Source organism: Kitasatospora sp. NPDC088861 (assembly GCF_044750105.1).
GTDB lineage: Bacteria > Actinomycetota > Actinomycetes > Streptomycetales > Streptomycetaceae > Kitasatospora.
The window spans coordinates 330,941-348,915 of record NZ_JBIVJF010000004.1; the positions used below are offsets into that span (position 1 = coordinate 330,941).

Consider the following 17,975-nt stretch of genomic DNA (forward strand, 5'->3'; position numbering starts at 1 on the left):
GGTCCGCCCGGGGCCCCGTGGACGGCGGCTTCCTGACGGCGGGCGCAACGGGCCGGACCGCCGCAGGGAAGCCGAGATGTGAGCCTAGAAGAACCGTTCGGCTTCCTGCGAGGTGGCCCTGCTCCCAGCGTGCCGGGACCGGGCCCTCAGCCTCGGACACCCGTCGGAGAACAGCGGCGGGCACGCGGCGCGCGGGCCTGGATCGGCGCGCGGGCGCGGTCGCCGGATCGCGCCCATCTCCACCATGGACCCGCCGCCCGGGTTCGGCAGCGCAAACCGCCAAGGCGCGGGATTTCCACGCCGGATGGGTGACAACGGCTCAGCGCGCGGTACGAACCGGGAGCACGCGACCGGCTCAGGGGGAGCCCGGTCCGACGCCCCGGGAACACTCGCGTGAACACCGGACGACATGACACCCCACCCACCACCGCGCGCGCACCACCGGGCGTCGCGCATCGGCAGGACCAGCGACCACACGAGCCACGACGGCACCGCACCACCGCACCGCACCGCCCCACAGCGCCCGGTACCGGCTCAGGCGCCGTCCCCGACCAGCCCGGAATCGCGCGCGAGCAGCGCGGCCTGGACCCGGTTGCCGACGCCCAACCCGGTCAGGATCCGGCTGACGTGCGCCTTCACGGTGCTCTCGCGCATCCCGAGGACGCCCGCGATCTCCGCGTTGGAGAGCCCGTCGGCGAGTTCGCGCAGCACGTCGGTCTCGCGCGGGGTCAGCCCGGCGACCCGGTTGCGGGCGGCGACCGACCGGGGCGCACCGGTGCGGTGGTAGCGGTCGATCAGTCGCCGCGCGGCCGCAGGGTGCAGCATCCCCTGACCGCCGGCGACGACGTGGACGGCCCGGGCGATCTCGGCGGGCGGGGTGTCCTTGAGCAGGAAGCCGTCGGCCCCGGCAGCGAGCGCCTGGTACACGTACTCGTCGAGGTCGAAGGTGGTGAGCGCGATCACGCGCGGGGCGTCGGGCAGTTCGCGCAGGCGCCTGGTGGCGGCGATGCCGTCGAGCCTGGGCATCCGGATGTCCATGAGCGCCACGTCGATCCGCTGGCTGCGGGCGAGTTCGACGGCCTGCAGTCCGTCGGTGGCCTCGGCGACCACGGTGAGGGCCGGGTCCTGGGCGAGCAGGTCGACGAGGCCGAGCCGCACCAGCGCGTCGTCGTCGACCACCATCGTGCGGATCATTCGGCGTCCTTCGGCTACGGGGTCGGGGAGGGGGCAAGGGCCGGGGAAGGCCCGGATCCGGGGTCGTGTCCCGGTTCTGGGCCCGGTCCTGGGACGGGCCCTGGCACGGGTCCTGGCACGGTCCGCGGCGGGCGCTCCGGTGCGGGCAGGCGGGCTGCGAGCCGGAAGCCGCCACCACCGTCCGGTCCCGCGTCGAGGTAGCCGCCGAGCGCGTCGACCCGTTCGGCGAGCCCCACCAGACCGTACCCGCCGCCGGTGCCCGGCCCGTTCGGCGACGCCTCCCCCGGACCGTTGCGGACCTCGACGGTGGTTGCCGGGGCGCCGTAGCGGACCCGGACGGTGACGGGCGCGGCGTGCGCGTACTTGCGGGCGTTGGTCAGCGCCTCCTGGACCAGGCGGTGCACGGCCAGCCGGTGGGTGGTGGGGACGGTCTCCGGGTCACCGGAGAGGGCCAGTTCGACCTCTTGCCCGGCCGAAGTGGCCTCACCGACGAGTTCGGTGAGGTCGCGCAGCGCGGGCGCCGGGACGCGCGCCGGGACGGGCACCGGGACGCGCGCCACCCGGGGCGGTGCGGCCGGCACCTCCTCGGCGGCCGGTGCTGTCGGCGGGTCGGCCCGCAGGGCGCCGAGGACGTCACGCAGGTCGTCGAGCGAGTGGGCGGCGGTGGTGCGCAGCAGTTCGAGGCGGTGGGTGAGCCGGTCCGGGTCGGCGGCGACGGTACCGGCGAGGGCCTGGTCGCGCAGCACCCCGGCGTGCAGCACCAGCAGGCTGAGGCGGTGGGCGAGCACGTCGTGCATCTCCCGGGCGATCCGGGCCCGTTCGGCGGCCTGGGCCCGTTCGGCGCGCAACTCGCGCTCCCGGCGCAGCGCGTCCACCTGCTCGTGCAGGGTGCGGATCAGCACCCTGCGGCCGTGCAGCCACAGGCCGAAGGACAAGGTCGCCACCTGAACGAGGAGTTGGGATCCGGTGGTGCCCGCCCAGCCGACCAGCGAATCGGCTCGGGTCGCGCCCACCATCGCGATGAGGGCGCCGCCGGCCGCCGCCGGGCCGGTCCGGCCGAGGGAGGCGAGGTAGTAGACGCTGAACAGCCCGGGAAAGGCGCGGTTGAACAGGCCGCCGGTGAGCACCGGCAGGACGGCGGAGGCCATCGGGTAGCGGCGGGCGAACAGCAGGGAGAGCGAGGCGAGGACGGCCACGACGGTCCGGGGCAGCCGAAACGGCTCATCGGCGTGGACCCACTGGGAGAGGCCCTCCTCGGCGGTGAGCGCGAGGATGCCGAGCAGCAGCAGGGTTTCGCTCCACAGCCGGCGGCCCGGGCCGTACCAGCCCAACAGGCCTGCGCGCATCGGGCCGCTCCCGTCCTCTCGCATCGGGCTCCCTCCGCGCTCGCTCCGTCCGTCCGTCGCCTGTCCGTCCGTCCGTCCGGCTCGATGTTACGGGCGGGCGGCGGGCGGGTGCCCCCTTCTCCCGGGTACCCGCACCCTCGACTTTCGTCGGGGGTACGCGTCGCTCGTCGGCCGATTCGGGGTGCGGCGGGGCTGCCTAGCGTCGAAGGCATGACCACCGAACAGCTTCGCCCGCGCCCCGACTTCCTCACCCCGCAGCGCAGTTCACGGTCCGCCGGGGACCACCTGCTGTTCCTCGCCGAGGCCCTGCGCACCTTCCACGACACCGGAGCGCTGGCCCCGAGCGGTGAGGACCTCGTGAACGCCCTGGTGGTTCCGGCCACCAGCCGCCCGAATCGGCCGATCTCGGTGCTGGAAGTCGGCGCCGGGACGGGCGTGGTGACCCGCCGGCTGGCCCAAGTACTGCTCCCGGGCGACCGGCTGCACGTCGTCGAGGCGAACCCGCGCTTCGCCGACCGGCTGCGCGAGGACTCGGTGCTGGCCGCACGACGCCCGGGTGTCGCCCTGCGGCTGTCGGCCTGCCGGGTGGAGGAACTGCCCCAGGACCAGACGAACGTGACGGGCCGAGCCGGCGAGACGGACGAGCGGTACGACGTGATCGTGTCGGGCCTGCCGTTCACCAACTTCGAGCCGGCCCAGGTACGCCACCTCCTCGACCTCTACCTGCGGCTGCTTCTGCCCGGGGGCGAGCTGACGTACTTCGGCTACCTCGGCACGACGACGGCCCGCACCCTGTCCTCGGGGCCCCGGCAGAGCGCCCGCCACCGGGCAGTGGTGCGACTGCTGCGGCGGTTCGAGGCGGCGTACGGGCTGGGTGAGCGCACGGTGTGGCGCAACCTGCCGCCGGCCCGCGCCTACCTGCTGCGGTCACTGGGTGGGCGGGAGGACTGGGGTCCGGCCTCGCCGCCAGAGCCCCCGGCCGGCGAGGCCGCGGCCGGCGAGGCACTCGCGTACGAGAACCGCAGCCGGGCGGCCGATCGAGTCGGCGGGTGACAGATAACAGGTGACAGCTTTCAGATAACAGATAACAGACGACAGCGAACAGATTTTGAAATCTGTTCGCTGTCGTGTCATAGTGGACCCCGGGTCACCCCACCCATCGCCGCACCCACCCCTGGAGTCCCCGTGGCCACGACCTCCCGCCCCACGCAGCGCACCCTCGGCACCTCCGGACCGGTCACCTCCGCCCTCGGCCTCGGCTGCATGGGCATGTCTGACCTGTACGGCCCGGCCGACGAGGCCGAGAGCATCGCCACCATCCACGCCGCGATCGACGCCGGGGTCACCCTGCTCGACACCGGCGACTTCTACGGCATGGGCCACAACGAGCTGCTGATCCACGAGGCCCTGCGCGGCCGCGCCCGCGAGAGCGTGCAGATCAGCGTGAAGTTCGGCGCCCAGCGCGGCCCGGACGGCCAGTGGCTCGGCTACGACGCGAGCCCCGCCGCCACCAAGACCGCCCTCGCCTACACGCTGCGCCGACTGCGCACCGACCACATCGACGTCTACCGCCCCGCCCGCCTGGACCCGAACGTCCCGGTCGAGGAGACCGTCGGCGCCATCGCGGACCTGGTGAAGGCCGGCTACGTCCGTCACATCGGCCTGTCGGAGGTCGGCGCCGACACCCTGCGCCGCGCCGCCGCCGTCCACCCGATCAGCGACCTGCAGATCGAGTACTCGCTGATCTCCCGCTCGATCGAGGACGCCATCCTCCCCACCGCCCGCGAGCTCGGCATCGGCATCACCGCCTACGGCGTGCTCTCGCGCGGCCTGCTCAGCGGCCACTGGGACCAGGGCCGCGCCCTGGCCGGCACCGACTTCCGTGGCCACAGTCCGCGCTTCCAGGGCAACAACCTGGCCCACAACCTCGCGCTCGTCGAGGCACTGCGCGCGGTGGCCTCCGCGAAGGAGGCGAGCGTCGCCCAGGTCGCCATCGCCTGGGTCGCCTCGCGCGGGGAGGACGTCGTTCCGCTGGTCGGCGCCCGCCGCCGCGACCGCCTCACCGAGGCGCTGGGCGCGCTGGACGTCACGCTCACCGCGGCCGACCTCGCGGCCATCGAGGCGGCCGTCCCCGCCGGCTCCGCAGCGGGCGACCGCTACGCTGCCGCCCAGATGGAGCACCTGGACAGCGAGCACTGACCCACCGGAACCGGCCCGACGGCCGGGGACGGCAGCACCACCCTCGACCGCACGACCCTAAGGACGGACCTCCCCGTGACCACGGACACCACACTCACCGCCGAGCAGATCCTGATCGCGGCGGAGGACGTCCTCCGGCGGTTCGGCCCGGCCAAGGCCACCGTCGTGGACGTCGCCCGGATCCTCGGCGTCAGCCACAGCAGCGTCTACCGCCACTTCCCGAGCAAGGCCGCGCTGCGCGAGGCGGTCACCCAGCGCTGGCTCGACCAGGCGCACCACCAGCTCGCCTTCATCTCGACCGAGGCCGGCTCGGCCGTCGAGCGGCTGCACCGCTGGCTGGTGACGCTGTTCGCGGCCAAGCGGAAGAAGGCGCTGGACGACCCGGAGCTGTTCGCCACCTACATGGTGCTGGTCGAGGAGAACAGCGGCATCGTCGAGGCGCACATCGACACCCTGGTCACCCAGATCGCCCAGATCGTCCAGGACGGCATGGAGAGCAAGGAGTTCAAGCTCGCCCACATCCTCTCCACGGCCCGCGCCGTCTTCGACGCCACCGGCCCCTTCCACGACCCGGCGTACGCGTCCTCGTGGTCCGAGCCGACCATCGAGGACCGTTTCGAGGCCCTCTGGAAGCTCATCCTCGGCGGCCTGCTCACCAAGTGACGCCCCTCCGAAGCCCCGGGCGCCCCTGAACCCGGACACCGACGGCCGGGCTCGCCGGCACCGGAGCGAAACCCGGTCGCCGGCGGGCCCGGCCGTCCGGCAGACTGCCGCGCACGGTTGATCTCACTTGGAGGACGACATGCGTCCGGCCCGTCCGACCCCTCCGCCCCGTCCAACCCGTCCGACCCTGGACAGTTTGCAGGGGCTCGCCCTCGGCGACGCCTTCGGCGACCGCTGGTTCTCGTGGCCGCTCGACGAGGCGCCCGCCGCGCTGGCCGCTCGCCGGCTCCGCCCGGCGCCCTGGTACTGGACCGACGACACCGCGATGGCGCTGGTCCTCGTCCGCCACCTGGCCTCCTGGGGCGAGGTCCGACAGGATGCGCTGGCCGGCGAGTTCGCCGAGGAGTACGCCCGCGAGTACGGGCGCAAGTACGGCCCGTCGATGCACCGGGTACTGCGTGAGATCGGCGCCGGCGGGGACTGGCGCGCCATCACCTCGCGCCAGTTCGAGGGTCAGGGCTCGTACGGGAACGGCGCCGCGATGCGGGTCGCCCCACTGGGCGCCTGGTTCGCAGACGACCTGGACGCCGTCGCCCGGCAGGCCGAACTCCAGGCGCTCACCACGCACTTCCACCCGGAGGCGGTCGCGGGCGCGGTGGCAGTCGCCCTCGCCACGGCACTCGCTGTCCGCAGCCGGGGCCAAAACCCCCCCGGCCGTGCCGAGTTGCTGGCGGAGGTGGCCGGGCGTCTGCCGGACGGCGAAGTGCGCTCCGGTCTACGGATCGCCGCCCGGCTGCCCGGACACACGAGCGTCCGGCAGGCCGCCAACGTACTCGGCTCCGGGTTCATGATCTCCGCCCCGGACACCGTCCCGTTCGCCCTCTGGTCCGCCGCCGGGCACCTGGACTCACTTCCCGAGGTCATCTGGCACACCCTGGAGGGCTGGGGCGACATGGACACCACCTGCGCGATCGCCGCCGGGGCGGTCGCCGCTCGCACCGGCCTCGCCGAGGTGCCGACCGCCTGGCTGGCCGCCCGCGAGGACCTGCCGGAGTGGGTCGCGGAGGCGTCGGCACCGACGCGCTGAGCCGAGCCGGCCGCCCCGTGGGCCTGGCCGGCTCGGCTGTGCGACACCGTGTCCGCGTCGGCGCGGGGCCGGTTCCCGGCGCTCGGGCTAGCGTCGGGAGCTGCCGAACACCAGCCGGTAGATGATCAGCAGCACCAGGGCCCCGCCGATCGCCGACACCCAGGTCGCCATGTCGAAGAAGTGCGCCGTCACCGACCTGTGCAGGAAGTGCGAGGCGATCCAACCGCCCACGAAGGAGCCGGCGATACCGATCAGGGTTGTCACGATCAGGCCGCCCGGGTCCTTCCCCGGCAGCAGCAGCTTGGCCAGTGCCCCCGCCAGCAGGCCAAGCACGATCCACGCGACGATGCTCATCTGTCCCTCCCGTCCACGGCGCGGCGGCCCCGTTCCGCCGCTCTGCCAGGAAGGACGCCGCCCACCACCGCCCGGTTCCGGCGCCGCGGGAGCACCGGCCCGAACCGGCCACCCCGGACCGGGCCGCTCCGGGCACGGCACCTTTCCGGCGGGGCGCCCGCGCCGGGATACTGCGGCCATGCGCATCCTGATCGCCACCGCCGGATCCCGGGGCGACGTGGCCCCGTTCACCGGGCTCGGCGCCCGCCTCCAGGCGGCCGGCCATCAGGTGGCCGTCGCAACCCACGCCACCTTCGCCGCCTCGGTGCGGACCGCAGGGCTGGAGTTCCGCCCGCTGCCGGTCGACCCGCGCGCCGAACTCGCCTCCGCCGAGGGGCGGCGCCTGCTCCAGGCCGGCACCGGACCTCGCGCCGTCCTGCAACTTCTACAGCTGGGGCGGAAGTTCATGCCGGAGCTCGCCGACGGCATCGCCGACGCCACGGCACTCGGCACCGACCTGCTGCTCACCACCAGCACCACCAGCCCGCTCGGCCAGGTCGCCGCCGAGGCTGCGGGCATTCCCAGCATCGGCCTACACCTCCAACCCCTCTCCCCCACCAGGGAGTTCGCGCCCGCTGTCACCGGTGCCCGCTCACTCGGCCGCCCGGGCAACCTGCTCGCGGGGCACGCCGTCCAGGTCGCGACCGACCAGCTCTTCGCCCCCGCCGTACGCGGGCTGCGGCGCCGCCTCGGCCTACCGCCGCTCGGCGCCGCCCACGCCAGGCGCAAGTACCCCGTCCTGCACGGGTTTTCGCCCGCCGTGGTCCCGCGGCCCGCCGACTGGCGCCCGGGGCTGGACGTGGCCGGTTACTGGTGGCCGGTACGGGATCCGGACTGGCACCCCCCGGCCCGACTGCTCGACTTCCTCGCCGCCGGACCGCCGCCGGTCTTCGTCGGCTTCGGCAGCCTGGTCGTCCCCGACCCCGGCCGGCTCACCGCGACGGTGGTCGCCGCGGTCCGCGCCGCCCGGGTCCGGGCCGTCCTGCAGTCGGGCTGGAGCGACCTCGGAGCCGGCGAGGCGGAGGACGTCCTGACCATCGGCGACGCCCCGCACGACTGGCTGTTCCCCCGCATGGCCGCCGTGATCCACCACGCCGGCGCCGGCACGACCGCCGCCACCCTGCGCTGCGGCACGCCGGCCGTACCGGTACCCGCACAGCTCGACGCCCCGTTCTGGTCCGACCGGCTCACCCGCCTCGGCGTCTCCCCCGGGCCGGTACCGCTGCACGCCCTCACCGCCGCACGCCTCGCCGCCGCCATCCGCCAGGCCCTCGACGACCCCCGCTACCGCGACCAGGCCCGGGCGGCGGCCGCCACGCTCGCGGCCGAGGACGGTGCGGCGAAGGTGCTGGCGGCCGTCGACCGGGCAGCGACTGGCGAATGACAGCGGGCAACCGGCAATGAACAAGTAGCAGCGAACAGATAACAGATTTCGAAATCTGTTATCTGTTCGCTGTCATCCGTCCGCTGTTATCTGTTCGCTGTTATCCGTCCGCTGTCACTTGTCAGCCGTCCGCCGCCGTCCGCCCGTGGCGCCCGCCCACCCGCCGGGCACCCGGGACAGCGCCCAGCACGAGGTACAGCACCGAGGCCGACCCGAAGCCGACCGCCCAGCCGTAGTCGGCCAGCGGCTTGAACACGGGCAGCAGCCCGTCCGCCGGGAACGGCCCGCCGTACGAGCCGCCGATCGCCAGGACGCCCCCGACCAACAGCGCCGTCACCGCCCGCCAGTTCCACCCGCCCGCGTACCAGTACGCCCCGCCCGGCTGGTACAGCTCGGCGAGTTGCAGCCGGGTGCCACGCAGCACCCAGTAGTCGGCGATCAGGACCCCGGCCACCGTCCCGAGCAGGCCGCCGACCACACCCAGCCAGGTGAAGATGTACACGTGCGGGTCGGAGATCAGCCTCCACGGGAAGATCGCGATCCCGACGACGCCGGTGATCAGCGCCCCGGTACGGAAGTCGACCAGTCGGGGCAGCAGGTTGGCGAGGTCGTAGGCCGGCGAGACGACGTTGGCGGCGATGTTCACCGACAGCGTCGCGATCAGGACGGTCAGCAGCGCGAACAGGATGCCGACCGGGTTCTCCATCTTCGCGGCGAGTTCGATCGGATCCCACACCGGTGCGCCGTAGACGGCCTACGAGCCGGAGGTGACGAGGACGGACAGCAGCGCGAAGAGCGTCATCGTGGTCGGCAGGCCGAGCGCCTGCCCGCGGATCTGGGCGCGCTGGCTGCCCCCGAAGCGGGTGAAGTCGGGGATGTTGAGCGACAGGGTCGACCAGAACCCGATCATGCCCATCAGCGCGGGGAAGAAGACCTTCCAGAACCCGCCGCCCCAGCCCAGTTCGGACGGCTGGTCGAGCAACGGACCGAACCCGCCCGCCTTCACGGTGATCCATGCCAGCAGCGCCAGCGCGCCGACGATCACGAACGGCGCGGCCCAGTTCTCGAACCGCCGGAGGGTCTCCATCCCACGGGCGATGATGGCCATCTCGATCAGCCAGAACAGCAGGAACGACACCCACTGCGTCCATGGATAGCCGCCGAACTCCGCTGCCGTGCGCCAGGATTCTCCCAGCAGCTTGCCGGCCAGCAGGAAGATCCCCTCGCCGCCGATCCAGCTCTGGATGCCGAACCAGGCGCAGGCCACCGCCGCCCGGATGAGCGCGGGCAGGTTGGCGCCGCGCAGTCCGAACGCGGCCCGGGCGAACACCGGGAACGGAATGCCGTACTTCGTCCCGGCGTGCCCGGTGAGCAGCATCGGCACGAGCACCACGAGGTTGGCGAGCGCGATGGTCAGCACGGCCTGCTTCCAGTCCATGCCGAGCGCGACGAGCCCCGAGGCGAGCGTCCAGGACGGGATGTTGTGGGCCATGCCGACCCAGAGCGCCAGGAAGTTGTAGGTGGTCCAGGTGCGCCGTGCCACCGGGACCGGCCGCAGGTCGTCGTTGGTGAAGCCGTTGGACGGCAACTCTCCTGCGGCCGGTTCGAGTTCGACCCGGCCGTCGGAGTGATGCCGCTGCCCGCCGCCGCTGGTCGCGGTGTCGGCCATGGTCAACTCCCCTCCGCGTGAATGGCGTTACGTCTGGGGTTGGCGGGACAGGTGCGGGATGACGTCGGTCCCGTAGGCGTCGATGGTGGCCTCGACGGCGTCGTGCATGGCGTAGACGGCGAACTGGTCGACGCCGAGGGAGCGGAGGTGCTCCAGGCGGGCGAGTTGGGCCTGCGGCGGGCCGATGAGGCAGAAGCGGTCGACGATCTCGTCCGGCACGAAGGCGGTGTCGGGGTTCCCGGCCCGGCCGTGGTGGCTGTAGTCGTAGCCCTGGCGGCCCTTGATGTAGTCGGTGAGGGCCTCCGGGACGAGCTCGGAGTGTGCGCCGTAGTGGCTGACCAGGTCGGCCACGTGGTTGCCGACCATCCCGCCGAACCAGCGGCACTGCTCCCGGGCGTGGGCGAGCGCGGCGGGCGAGTCGTCGGCGGTCACGTAGGCGGGGGCGGCGACGCAGATGGTGACGGCGTCCGGGTCCCGGCCGGCCTCGGCCGCTGCGGACCGCACCGCCTTGACCATGTACTCGGTGAGGTACGGGTCGGCCAGCTGGAGGATGAATCCGTCGGCCTGACGACCGGTCAGTGCGAGCGCCTTCGGCCCGTACGCGCCCATCCAGATGGGGAGTTGGGCGCCTGGGCCGACCCACGGAAGGTGCATCTCGGTGCCGTCCACCTCGACCGTCCGCCCCTCGGCCAGCTCCTTGATGGCGTGCATGGCCTGGGAGAGCCGGGCGAGGGTGGCGGGGTGGCGTCCGGCGACCCGCATGGCGGAGTCGCCGCGGCCGATGCCGCAGACGGTGCGGTTGCCGTACATGTCGTTGAGCGTGGCGAACAGGGAGGCGGTGACCTCCCAGGTCCGGGTGGAGGGGTTGGTGACCATCGGTCCGACGGTCAACCTCCGCGTCTCGGCGAGGATCCGGCTGTAGATGACGAACGGCTCCTGCCACAGGACGCAGGAGTCGAAGGTCCAGCCGTGGCTGAACCCGGCCTGTTCGGCGCGGATCATCCGGTCGATGAGCAGGCGGGCGGGCGGGTCGGTCTGCAGGACGAGGCCGATGTCCATGGGTGGCTCCGGGGAGGGTGGTTCCGCCGCCCGGGCGGTCGTGCGCACAGGCCCGGGCGGCGGCGCGGGAGAGTGGTCAGGTCAGGTACTGGCAGGTGTCGCGGCGCAGGAACGTGCCGTGGCCGGCCCGGCCGAGCCAGGTTTCGCCGTCCAGCACGACGGTGCCGCGCGAGAGCACGGTGCGGGCGCGGCCGGTGAGTTGGCGGCCCTCGTACGCCGAGTAGTCGACGTTCATGTGGTGCGTGGCGGCGGAGACGGTCTGCACGGCGGTGGGGTCGTAGACGACGAGGTCGGCGTCGGCGCCGGGCGCGATGGTGCCCTTGCGCGGGTGCAGCCCGAACATCCGGGCGGGCGTGGTGCAGGCGATCTCGATCCAGCGCCGACGGGTGATGTGCCCGTCCACGACGGCCTGGTGGAGCAGGTCCATCCGGTTCTCCACGCCGGGCAGGCCGTTGGGGATCTTCGAGAAGTCGCCGCGGCCGAGTTCCTTCTGCCCGGTGAAGCAGAACGGGCAGTGGTCGGTGGAGACCACCTGGAGGTCGTTGGCGCGCAGTCCGCGCCAGAGCGTCTCCTGGTGCTCGCGCGGCCGAAGCGGCGTGCTGCACACGTACTTGGCGCCCTCGAAGCCGTCGGCACCGGTCTCGGCGAGGTTGTCGGTGGAGAGGAACAGGTACTGCGGGCAGGTCTCGCCGAAGACGTTGAGCCCGGCGTCGCGGGCCTGGACGAGCTCGGCGAGGGCGGCGGCCGCGGAGACGTGGACGACGTAGAGCGGGCTGCCGGCGACCTGGGCGAGCTTGATGGCCCGGTGGGTGGCCTCGGCCTCCAGGAGTTCGCGGCGGACCTCGCCGTGGTAGCGGGGTGCGGTGTGCCCGGCGGCGAGGGCCTGTTCGACCAGGACGTCGATGGCGATGCCGTTCTCGGCGTGCATCATGATCAGCCCACCGTTGACCGCGCCGCGCTGCATGGCGCGCAGGATGCGGCCGTCGTCGCTGTAGAAGACGCCGGGGTAGGCCATGAAGAGCTTGAAGGAGGTGGACTCGCCGGAGTCGACGAGGGCGTCCATCTCCTTGAGGACGCCCTCGTTGACGTCGGAGACGATGGTGTGGAAGGCGTAGTCGACGGCGCAGTTGCCGTCGGCCTTGGCGTGCCAGGTGTCCAGGCCCTCGCGCAGCGAGCCGCCGACGGACTGCACGGCGAAGTCGACGATGGTGGTGGTGCCGCCCCAGGCAGCGGCCCGGGTGCCGGTCTCGAAGGTGTCGGAGGCCGAGGTGCCGCCGAAGGGCAGTTCCATGTGGGTGTGGGCGTCGACGCCGCCCGGGATGACGTAGTGGCCGGTGGCGTCGATGACGGTGTCGGCGCTCCAGGCCTCGGCGGCGGAGCTGCCGGTGGTGGCGAGGGCGGCGATGCGTTCGCCCTCGATGAGGACATCGGCGTGGAGTTCGTCGGCGGCGGTGATGACGAGGCCGCCGCGGACGATGGTGCGCTGGTGCGGGTCGCGGGTGGTCATCGCGCTGCTCCTCAGGCCTCGGCGAGCGGTCCGTAGGAGTCGGGGCGGCGGTCCCGGTAGAACGCCCACTGCTGGCGGACCTGTTCGATCAGGCCGAGGTCGAGGTCGCGGACGACGAGCTCCTCCTCCTTGTCGGAGGCGACGTCGCCGACGAACTGGCCGCGCGGGTCGACGAAGTAGGAGGTCCCGTAGAAGTCGTTGTCGCCGTACTCCTCGGTGCCGATGCGGTTGATGGCGGCGACGAAGTACTCGTTGGCGACGGCGGCGGCGGGCTGTTCCAGCTGCCAGAGGTAGGCGGAGAGGCCTCGGCTGGTGGCGGAGGGGTTGTAGACGATCTGCGCTCCGGCCAGGCCCAGGGCTCGCCAGCCCTCGGGGAAGTGGCGGTCGTAGCAGATGTAGACGCCGACCTTGCCGACGGCGGTGTCGAAGACGGGCCAGCCGAGGTTGCCGGGCTTGAAGTAGTACTTCTCCCAGAAGCCCTTGACCTGCGGGATGTGGTGCTTGCGGTACTTGCCGAGGTAGCTGCCGTCGGCATCGATGACGGCGGCGGTGTTGTAGTAGACCCCGGCCTGTTCCTCCTCGTAGACCGGGACGACGATCACCAGGCCGAGTTCACGGGCGAGGTCCTGCATCCGGCGGACGGTGGGGCCGTCGGGGACGGCTTCGGCCCAGCGGTAGTGCTCGGCTTCCTGGACCTGACAGAAGTACGGGGCGTTGAAGACCTCCTGGAAACCGATGATCTTCGCGCCCTGGGCGGCGGCCTCGCGGGCGTACCGCTCGTGAAGGGCGATCATGCTCTCCTGGTCGCCGGTCCAGCGGGTCTGGACGAGCGCGGCACGGACGATCTGCGACATGGATACCTCCGCAACTCCGCCGCCCGGCCATGGGGTCGGGCCTGCGGTCTGAGGGTTGACGGGGCGGGCGGGTCTCGTCTGCGGACCGACGGGGATCCACAGGGGTCTACGTGCGTAGAAAGCGGCCTGTAGACCGTAGGCCGGGCCTCGGTGGCCTGACAATACGTTGGCGGTAACGCATCTGGGGCGATCTCGTGACGCGGACACGCAGAGGGTCCTGGATGGGATGAAACGATCATTTACCCCGCGAGTGGGGTCCTTACGCATGCGAGTGCCGTTCGGCGGTTCCGGTCCAGAACGGCTCGACGGCCGGTCGGCCGCTCGGCCGGGGTGGATTAGCGCGGCGCAGCCGAAGGCGGCCGGCCGAGGGGTAACGGGCAGCCGGCGGCGAGCCGACCGGCGGCGGAGCCGGGCGATCCGGCCCCATCCGGCTTGACTTCGTCCGGTTGGCTCGGGAAGGATCCGGCGCATGGACACCGGCACCACTCTGGTCTGCCGCCTGCACGTCGATCTGCGACGCCAGGCGAGTTCCATCTGTGCCTGTTGACCTTGGCTCTCCGCGCTGCCCCCGCCCTGTGACGTCCGCCAGGGCCCGCGCCGCACACCCGCACCCAGCGTTCTGATTCCCGCCCCGCCCGGCGCATCCGCGCGTGCCGTGCCGCTCCGTCGGCCCGTGCCCTCGCCCGCCGCCGGACCAGGGCGCACCCCGCCGACGTTCCCGCTGCACCCGAGGACGCCCCCATGAGCCTGAACCTCGCCCCCGACGAACCCGCTGCCGCCCAAGCCCCGACCCCGGCACCGGCACCGGCACCGGCCAGAACAGCCAAGGCCAAGGCCACGGCCACGGCCACCGCCACCGCCACCGCGGAGACCCGCGCGCCGCTCACCCCGAGCGCCCTGCGCACCGTCGTCCGCGAACTGGCCGAACAGCCCGACCAGTGGATCCACCTCGTCCGGCTCTCCACCGAGGAGCGCTGGTATCGGCGGCTGGTGGCCGACGACGACCACGAGGTGTGGCTGATCAGCTGGCTGCCCGGCCAGTCCACCGGCTTCCACGACCACGGCGGCTCGCGCGGCGCGTTCACCGTCGCCCTCGGCGAGCTGGAGGAGCTGTCCCTCGGCGGGCCGGAGCAGGGCCTGCTGATCCGCCGGGTCCCGGCCGGCACCGCCCGCGCCTTCGGCCCCGAGTACGTGCACGACGTGCGCAACACCGCGTCCGGCCCGGCCGTGACCCTGCACGCCTACTCGCCCCCGCTGGGCTCGATGGCGCACTACGACCTGCGGGCCGGCGGGCTCGTCCGTACCTCGGAGGAAGGACCGGAGCAATGGTGACCACGATCGACGACCTGGTGGAGCGGGCCCGCGAGGGCGTCCACCGTCCGCGCGCCCGAGAGGCGTACCAGTCGCAGCTGGACGGCGCGCTGCTGGTGGACATCCGTCCGGCGGCGCAGCGGGCGGCGGAGGGGGAGATCCCCGGCTCGCTGATCATCGAGCGCAACGTCCTGGAGTGGCGGCTGGACCCGACGGGCAGTCACCGGATCCCCGAGGCGTCGGATTACGACGTCGAGGTGATCGTGGTCTGCTCGGAGGGGTACGCCTCCAGCCTGGCGGCGGCCTCGCTGCGCGAGCTGGGGCTGCACCGGGCGACCGATCTGGACGGCGGCTTCGTCGGCTGGGCGGCCTCCGGGCTGCCGACGCGCCGGGGCGGCTGAGAGTCTGGAGGGCCGGGGCGCTCGGCGGCTGACGGGCTGATCGTCCGGGGCCCGAGCCCTCGACCCGCCGTCAGGGTGTCCGTGTCCCACCCCTCTGACCTGCCGGAACGTCGGGCGTCCGGTCGGCCCCGGCCGTCCGGAGGCGGGGTCCGGGCCCCGTGCCGGGTGGTAAGTGAGAGACAGGAGATGATGCAGGTCATAGTCTGATCAGAGTTTCCGCCGGTCCGAAGCTGGGCAGCCACGCGGGCGGAAGAACGCCCGGGCGGTCGATCCGACAGACGCCGTCACGGCAGCGGCCGGTACGGCCCACGCCGTCGCCGCTTGTCGACGAACCGCCATCAACCGTACGACCGAAACAGGCGCCGCCTCCCCGGGGCGCCCTGACGAGGAAACTCCCCGTGATCAGATTCGAGGGCGCCGGCAAGCGCCACCCCGACGGCACCATCGCCGTCGAGGGCCTGGACCTGGACGTCCCGACCGGTCGGATAACCGTCCTGGTCGGACCGTCCGGGTGTGGCAAGACCACCCTGCTGCGCATGGTCAACCGGATGGTCGAGCCGACCTCGGGCCGGGTGCTGCTGGACGACACGGACGTCGCCGAACTGGAGCCCGCCAAGCTGCGCCGTGGCATCGGCTACGTGATCCAGCAGGCCGGCCTGTTCCCGCACCGCAAGGTGATCGACAACGTCGCCACCGTGCCCTACCTGCTCGGCTGGGACCGCAAGAAGGCCCGCGCCCGGGCCGCCGAACTGCTCGAACTGGTCGGGCTCGCTCCCGAGACCGGCAAGCGGTACCCGTTCCAGCTGTCCGGCGGCCAGCAGCAACGGGTGGGCGTGGCCCGCGCCCTCGCGGCCGACCCGCCGGTGCTGCTGATGGACGAGCCGTTCAGCGCCGTCGACCCGGTGGTGCGCGCCGGGCTCCAGGAGGAACTGCTGCGGCTCCAGTCCGAGCTGCACAAGACGGTGCTGTTCGTCACCCACGACATCGAGGAGGCCGTCCGGCTCGGCGACCAGGTGGTGGTCCTGCGCGAACACGGCCGGATCGCCCAGCTCGCCGACCCGCACACCCTGCTCACCACCCCCGCGGACGACGGCGTGGCCGCCTTCCTCGGCCGCGACCGGGGCCTGCGCGGCCTCGCCCTGCGCCCCGCGACCACCATCGCCGTCCGCCCGGTGGCCGACGGGCTGCGCTACGGCGGCTGGGAACTGGCGCTGGACGACGAGCGCCGCCCGATCGGCTGGATCGACCGCGACGCCGCCACCGCCGAGCTGCACCCGGTCTCCGGCTACCGGCCGGACGCCGACACCCTGCGCACCGCGCTGGACGCCGCCGTCCTCTCCCCCGCCGGGGCCGCCGTGGCCCTGGACGCCGACGGCCGGGCCACCGGCACCGCGAGCCGCGAGGCCGTCCTCGCCGCACTGTCCACCCCTGTGGCCGCCGCGGCGGCCGACGCAGCGGGCACGGCGGGCGGTGCGGGAGCCGGTGGCCCTGTGGACGCGGCGGGCGGTGCGGCAGCCGGCGCGGCGGCCGGTGACCTCACGGACGGGGCGGCCGGTGGACGGTGAACCGATCGTCCGCTGGTACTGGATCGGCGACCACCTCGGCTACCTCGGCGACCTGCTCGCCGACCACGCCGTGATCTCCCTGCTTCCGGTGCTCATCGGCCTGCTGCTGGCCGTCCCGCTGGGCCTGGCCTGCACCCGCTTCCCCCGGCTGTACCAACCGCTGTCCGCCGTCTTCAACATCGTCTACGCGCTGCCCTCGCTGGCCGTGTTCGTGGTGCTCATCCCCTACACCGGCCTCGCCACCCAGGCCACCGTGATGATCCCGCTCACCTTCTACGCGCTCGCCGTGCTGCTGCCGACCACCGTGGACGGCCTGCGCGCCGTCCCGGACCCGGTCCGGCAGGCCGCCACCGCGATGGGGTACGGGCCGTGGCACCGGCTGACCTCCGTCGAGCTGCCTGCCGCCGTGCCGTACCTGATCGCCGGGCTGCGGGTCGCGGCGGTGTCCAGCATCTCGCTGGCCAGCGTCGGCGCGCTGATCGGGCGCGGCGGGCTCGGCTACCTGTTCATCGACGGCTTCCAGCGCACGTTCCCGACCCCGATCGTGGCCGGCATCGCGCTGATCGCCGCCCTCGCGCTGGCCGTCGACCTGCTGCTGGTGGGCGCCCGCCGGCTGCTCGCGCCCTGGGCCGTCCGGGAGAAGGGAGCCGGTTCGTGAACTGGCTGAACTGGCTGGGCGACTTCTTCTCCGCCCCCGACCACCGCAGCGGCCCGGACTCGATCGTGCACCGGATCACCGAGCACCTGGTGCTCTCCGGCGAGGCCCTGCTGTTCGCAGCGCTGCTCGCCGTGCCGCTCGGGCTGCTGATCGGTTACACCGGGCGCGGCGTCACGCTCGTGACGGCCTTCGCCGGTGCCACCCGCGCCCTGCCGACGCTCGGCCTGGTGACGCTGGCGGTGCTGCTCGGCGGGGTCGGGGACACGGCCGTGCTGATCCCGCTGGTCGCGCTCGCCGCGCCGCCGCTGCTGGTGGCCGCCGTCGAGGGGGTGCGCGGCACCGACCCGGACGTCCGGGACGCGGCGCGCGGCATCGGGCTGACCCACCCGCAGGTGCTGTGGCAGGTCTGCCTGCCATCCGGGGCGCCGACCCTGCTGGCGGGCTTTCGCACCGCGACCGTCCAGGTGATCGCGACCGCCACCGTGGCCGCGTACGTCGGGCTGGGCGGCCTCGGCCGCTACGTCATCGACGGACTGGCCACCCGCAAGTACGCCGTCACCGTCGGCGGCGCACTGCTGGTGGTGCTGCTCGCGGTCGGCGCCCAGCTGTTCTTCGCCCTGCTCGCCCGGTACGCGCTCCCGCCCGGGATGCGCGCCCAGCGCCGGGCCCGCTGAACCTCGTTCCC

At 73.1% G+C, this 17,975-nt stretch carries 17 protein-coding genes and 1 pseudogene; 11 read left to right on the top strand and 7 right to left on the bottom strand.

What is annotated here, in order from left to right:
- Positions 1-534: 534 nt before the first annotated feature.
- Both ACIP37_RS10685 and ACIP37_RS10690 read right to left on the bottom strand, forming a co-directional pair.
- Positions 535-1,194 carry a response regulator transcription factor gene (locus tag ACIP37_RS10685; protein WP_363579436.1) on the bottom strand — a complete coding sequence of 220 codons (660 nt, stop codon included), beginning with the start codon at positions 1,192-1,194 and terminating at the stop codon, positions 535-537.
- Between the two features lie 14 nt (positions 1,195-1,208).
- Positions 1,209-2,540: a sensor histidine kinase gene (locus ACIP37_RS10690; protein WP_400804828.1), complete on the bottom strand. Its 1,332-nt coding sequence runs from the start codon at positions 2,538-2,540 to the stop codon at positions 1,209-1,211.
- 210 nt (positions 2,541-2,750) lie between these two features.
- Here ACIP37_RS10690 and ACIP37_RS10695 point away from each other — a divergent pair, with 210 nt between their 5' ends.
- The 4 genes from ACIP37_RS10695 (at position 2,751) to ACIP37_RS10710 (ending at position 6,489) form a co-directional block, all read left to right on the top strand.
- Positions 2,751-3,593 carry a class I SAM-dependent methyltransferase gene (locus ACIP37_RS10695; protein WP_400804825.1) on the top strand — a complete coding sequence of 281 codons (843 nt, stop codon included), beginning with the start codon at positions 2,751-2,753 and terminating at the stop codon, positions 3,591-3,593.
- Between the two features lie 132 nt (positions 3,594-3,725).
- Positions 3,726-4,739: an aldo/keto reductase gene (locus ACIP37_RS10700; protein WP_400804822.1), complete on the top strand. Its 1,014-nt coding sequence runs from the start codon at positions 3,726-3,728 to the stop codon at positions 4,737-4,739.
- Positions 4,740-4,814: 75 nt separating this feature from the next.
- Positions 4,815-5,402: a TetR family transcriptional regulator gene (locus tag ACIP37_RS10705; protein ID WP_363579444.1), complete on the top strand. Its 588-nt coding sequence runs from the start codon at positions 4,815-4,817 to the stop codon at positions 5,400-5,402.
- Positions 5,403-5,541: 139 nt separating this feature from the next.
- Complete coding sequence (locus tag ACIP37_RS10710; protein WP_400804819.1) at positions 5,542-6,489, top strand: ADP-ribosylglycohydrolase family protein; 948 nt, start codon at positions 5,542-5,544, stop codon at positions 6,487-6,489.
- Between the two features lie 87 nt (positions 6,490-6,576).
- Here ACIP37_RS10710 and ACIP37_RS10715 read toward each other — a convergent pair whose 3' ends face one another.
- Positions 6,577-6,843 (bottom strand): GlsB/YeaQ/YmgE family stress response membrane protein, encoded by a 267-nt coding sequence (locus tag ACIP37_RS10715; RefSeq protein WP_350875097.1) that lies wholly within the window; start codon positions 6,841-6,843, stop codon positions 6,577-6,579.
- A gap of 178 nt (positions 6,844-7,021) precedes the next feature.
- Between ACIP37_RS10715 and ACIP37_RS10720 the strand changes: the two genes are divergently transcribed.
- Entirely contained in the window at positions 7,022-8,266 is a 1,245-nt protein-coding gene (locus tag ACIP37_RS10720) for a glycosyltransferase (protein WP_363627594.1), read from the top strand.
- A gap of 121 nt (positions 8,267-8,387) precedes the next feature.
- On the opposite strand, the pseudogene ACIP37_RS10725 reads toward ACIP37_RS10720, so the two are convergent.
- The 4 genes and pseudogenes from ACIP37_RS10725 to ACIP37_RS10740 all read right to left on the bottom strand — a co-directional run bounded on the left by ACIP37_RS10725 (position 8,388) and on the right by ACIP37_RS10740 (position 13,355).
- A pseudogene (locus ACIP37_RS10725) lies at positions 8,388-9,935 on the bottom strand (NCS1 family nucleobase:cation symporter-1).
- A gap of 27 nt (positions 9,936-9,962) precedes the next feature.
- The gene (locus tag ACIP37_RS10730; protein WP_363616574.1) at positions 9,963-10,994 is read right to left on the bottom strand and encodes a TIGR03842 family LLM class F420-dependent oxidoreductase; all 1,032 of its coding nucleotides are present in this window, start codon (positions 10,992-10,994) and stop codon (positions 9,963-9,965) included.
- Positions 10,995-11,070: 76 nt separating this feature from the next.
- Positions 11,071-12,501 (bottom strand): dihydropyrimidinase, encoded by a 1,431-nt coding sequence (gene hydA, locus ACIP37_RS10735; RefSeq protein WP_400804814.1) that lies wholly within the window; start codon positions 12,499-12,501, stop codon positions 11,071-11,073.
- A gap of 11 nt (positions 12,502-12,512) precedes the next feature.
- The gene (locus ACIP37_RS10740; RefSeq protein WP_400804811.1) at positions 12,513-13,355 is read right to left on the bottom strand and encodes a nitrilase-related carbon-nitrogen hydrolase; all 843 of its coding nucleotides are present in this window, start codon (positions 13,353-13,355) and stop codon (positions 12,513-12,515) included.
- Positions 13,356-13,824: 469 nt separating this feature from the next.
- On the opposite strand from ACIP37_RS10740, the gene ACIP37_RS10745 reads away from it, so the two are divergent.
- The 6 genes from ACIP37_RS10745 to ACIP37_RS10770 all read left to right on the top strand — a co-directional run bounded on the left by ACIP37_RS10745 (position 13,825) and on the right by ACIP37_RS10770 (position 17,964).
- On the top strand, positions 13,825-13,902 hold the full coding sequence (locus tag ACIP37_RS10745) for a putative leader peptide (RefSeq protein ID WP_106981192.1): 78 nt from the start codon (positions 13,825-13,827) through the stop codon (positions 13,900-13,902).
- Between the two features lie 194 nt (positions 13,903-14,096).
- Positions 14,097-14,687: a cysteine dioxygenase gene (locus tag ACIP37_RS10750; protein ID WP_400804808.1), complete on the top strand. Its 591-nt coding sequence runs from the start codon at positions 14,097-14,099 to the stop codon at positions 14,685-14,687.
- Complete coding sequence (locus ACIP37_RS10755; RefSeq protein ID WP_363579460.1) at positions 14,681-15,067, top strand: rhodanese-like domain-containing protein; 387 nt, start codon at positions 14,681-14,683, stop codon at positions 15,065-15,067. Before ACIP37_RS10750 ends, ACIP37_RS10755 begins: the two co-directional genes overlap by 7 nt.
- A gap of 398 nt (positions 15,068-15,465) precedes the next feature.
- The gene (locus ACIP37_RS10760) at positions 15,466-16,632 is read left to right on the top strand and encodes an ABC transporter ATP-binding protein (RefSeq protein ID WP_400804805.1); all 1,167 of its coding nucleotides are present in this window, start codon (positions 15,466-15,468) and stop codon (positions 16,630-16,632) included.
- On the top strand, positions 16,622-17,290 hold the full coding sequence (locus ACIP37_RS10765; protein ID WP_363579463.1) for an ABC transporter permease: 669 nt from the start codon (positions 16,622-16,624) through the stop codon (positions 17,288-17,290). Before ACIP37_RS10760 ends, ACIP37_RS10765 begins: the two co-directional genes overlap by 11 nt.
- Positions 17,287-17,964 (top strand): ABC transporter permease, encoded by a 678-nt coding sequence (locus ACIP37_RS10770; protein ID WP_363579465.1) that lies wholly within the window; start codon positions 17,287-17,289, stop codon positions 17,962-17,964. Before ACIP37_RS10765 ends, ACIP37_RS10770 begins: the two co-directional genes overlap by 4 nt.
- Positions 17,965-17,975: the final 11 nt, after the last annotated feature.

Excerpts from the sequence above, each read along its gene's own strand:
- ACIP37_RS10685 (WP_363579436.1), bottom strand. The coding sequence starts at position 1,194 with ATGATCCGCACGATGGTGGTCGACGACGACGCGCTGGTGCGGCTCGGC.
- ACIP37_RS10695 (WP_400804825.1), top strand. The coding sequence starts at position 2,751 with ATGACCACCGAACAGCTTCGCCCGCGCCCCGACTTCCTCACCCCGCAG.
- ACIP37_RS10750 (WP_400804808.1), top strand. The coding sequence starts at position 14,097 with ATGAGCCTGAACCTCGCCCCCGACGAACCCGCTGCCGCCCAAGCCCCG.
- ACIP37_RS10730 (WP_363616574.1), bottom strand. The coding sequence starts at position 10,994 with ATGGACATCGGCCTCGTCCTGCAGACCGACCCGCCCGCCCGCCTGCTC.
- hydA (WP_400804814.1), bottom strand. The coding sequence starts at position 12,501 with ATGACCACCCGCGACCCGCACCAGCGCACCATCGTCCGCGGCGGCCTC.
- ACIP37_RS10745 (WP_106981192.1), top strand. The coding sequence starts at position 13,825 with ATGGACACCGGCACCACTCTGGTCTGCCGCCTGCACGTCGATCTGCGA.
- ACIP37_RS10720 (WP_363627594.1), top strand. The coding sequence starts at position 7,022 with ATGCGCATCCTGATCGCCACCGCCGGATCCCGGGGCGACGTGGCCCCG.
- ACIP37_RS10715 (WP_350875097.1), bottom strand. The coding sequence starts at position 6,843 with ATGAGCATCGTCGCGTGGATCGTGCTTGGCCTGCTGGCGGGGGCACTG.
- ACIP37_RS10690 (WP_400804828.1), bottom strand. The coding sequence starts at position 2,540 with ATGCGCGCAGGCCTGTTGGGCTGGTACGGCCCGGGCCGCCGGCTGTGG.
- ACIP37_RS10755 (WP_363579460.1), top strand. The coding sequence starts at position 14,681 with ATGGTGACCACGATCGACGACCTGGTGGAGCGGGCCCGCGAGGGCGTC.
- ACIP37_RS10740 (WP_400804811.1), bottom strand. The coding sequence starts at position 13,355 with ATGTCGCAGATCGTCCGTGCCGCGCTCGTCCAGACCCGCTGGACCGGC.
- ACIP37_RS10710 (WP_400804819.1), top strand. The coding sequence starts at position 5,542 with ATGCGTCCGGCCCGTCCGACCCCTCCGCCCCGTCCAACCCGTCCGACC.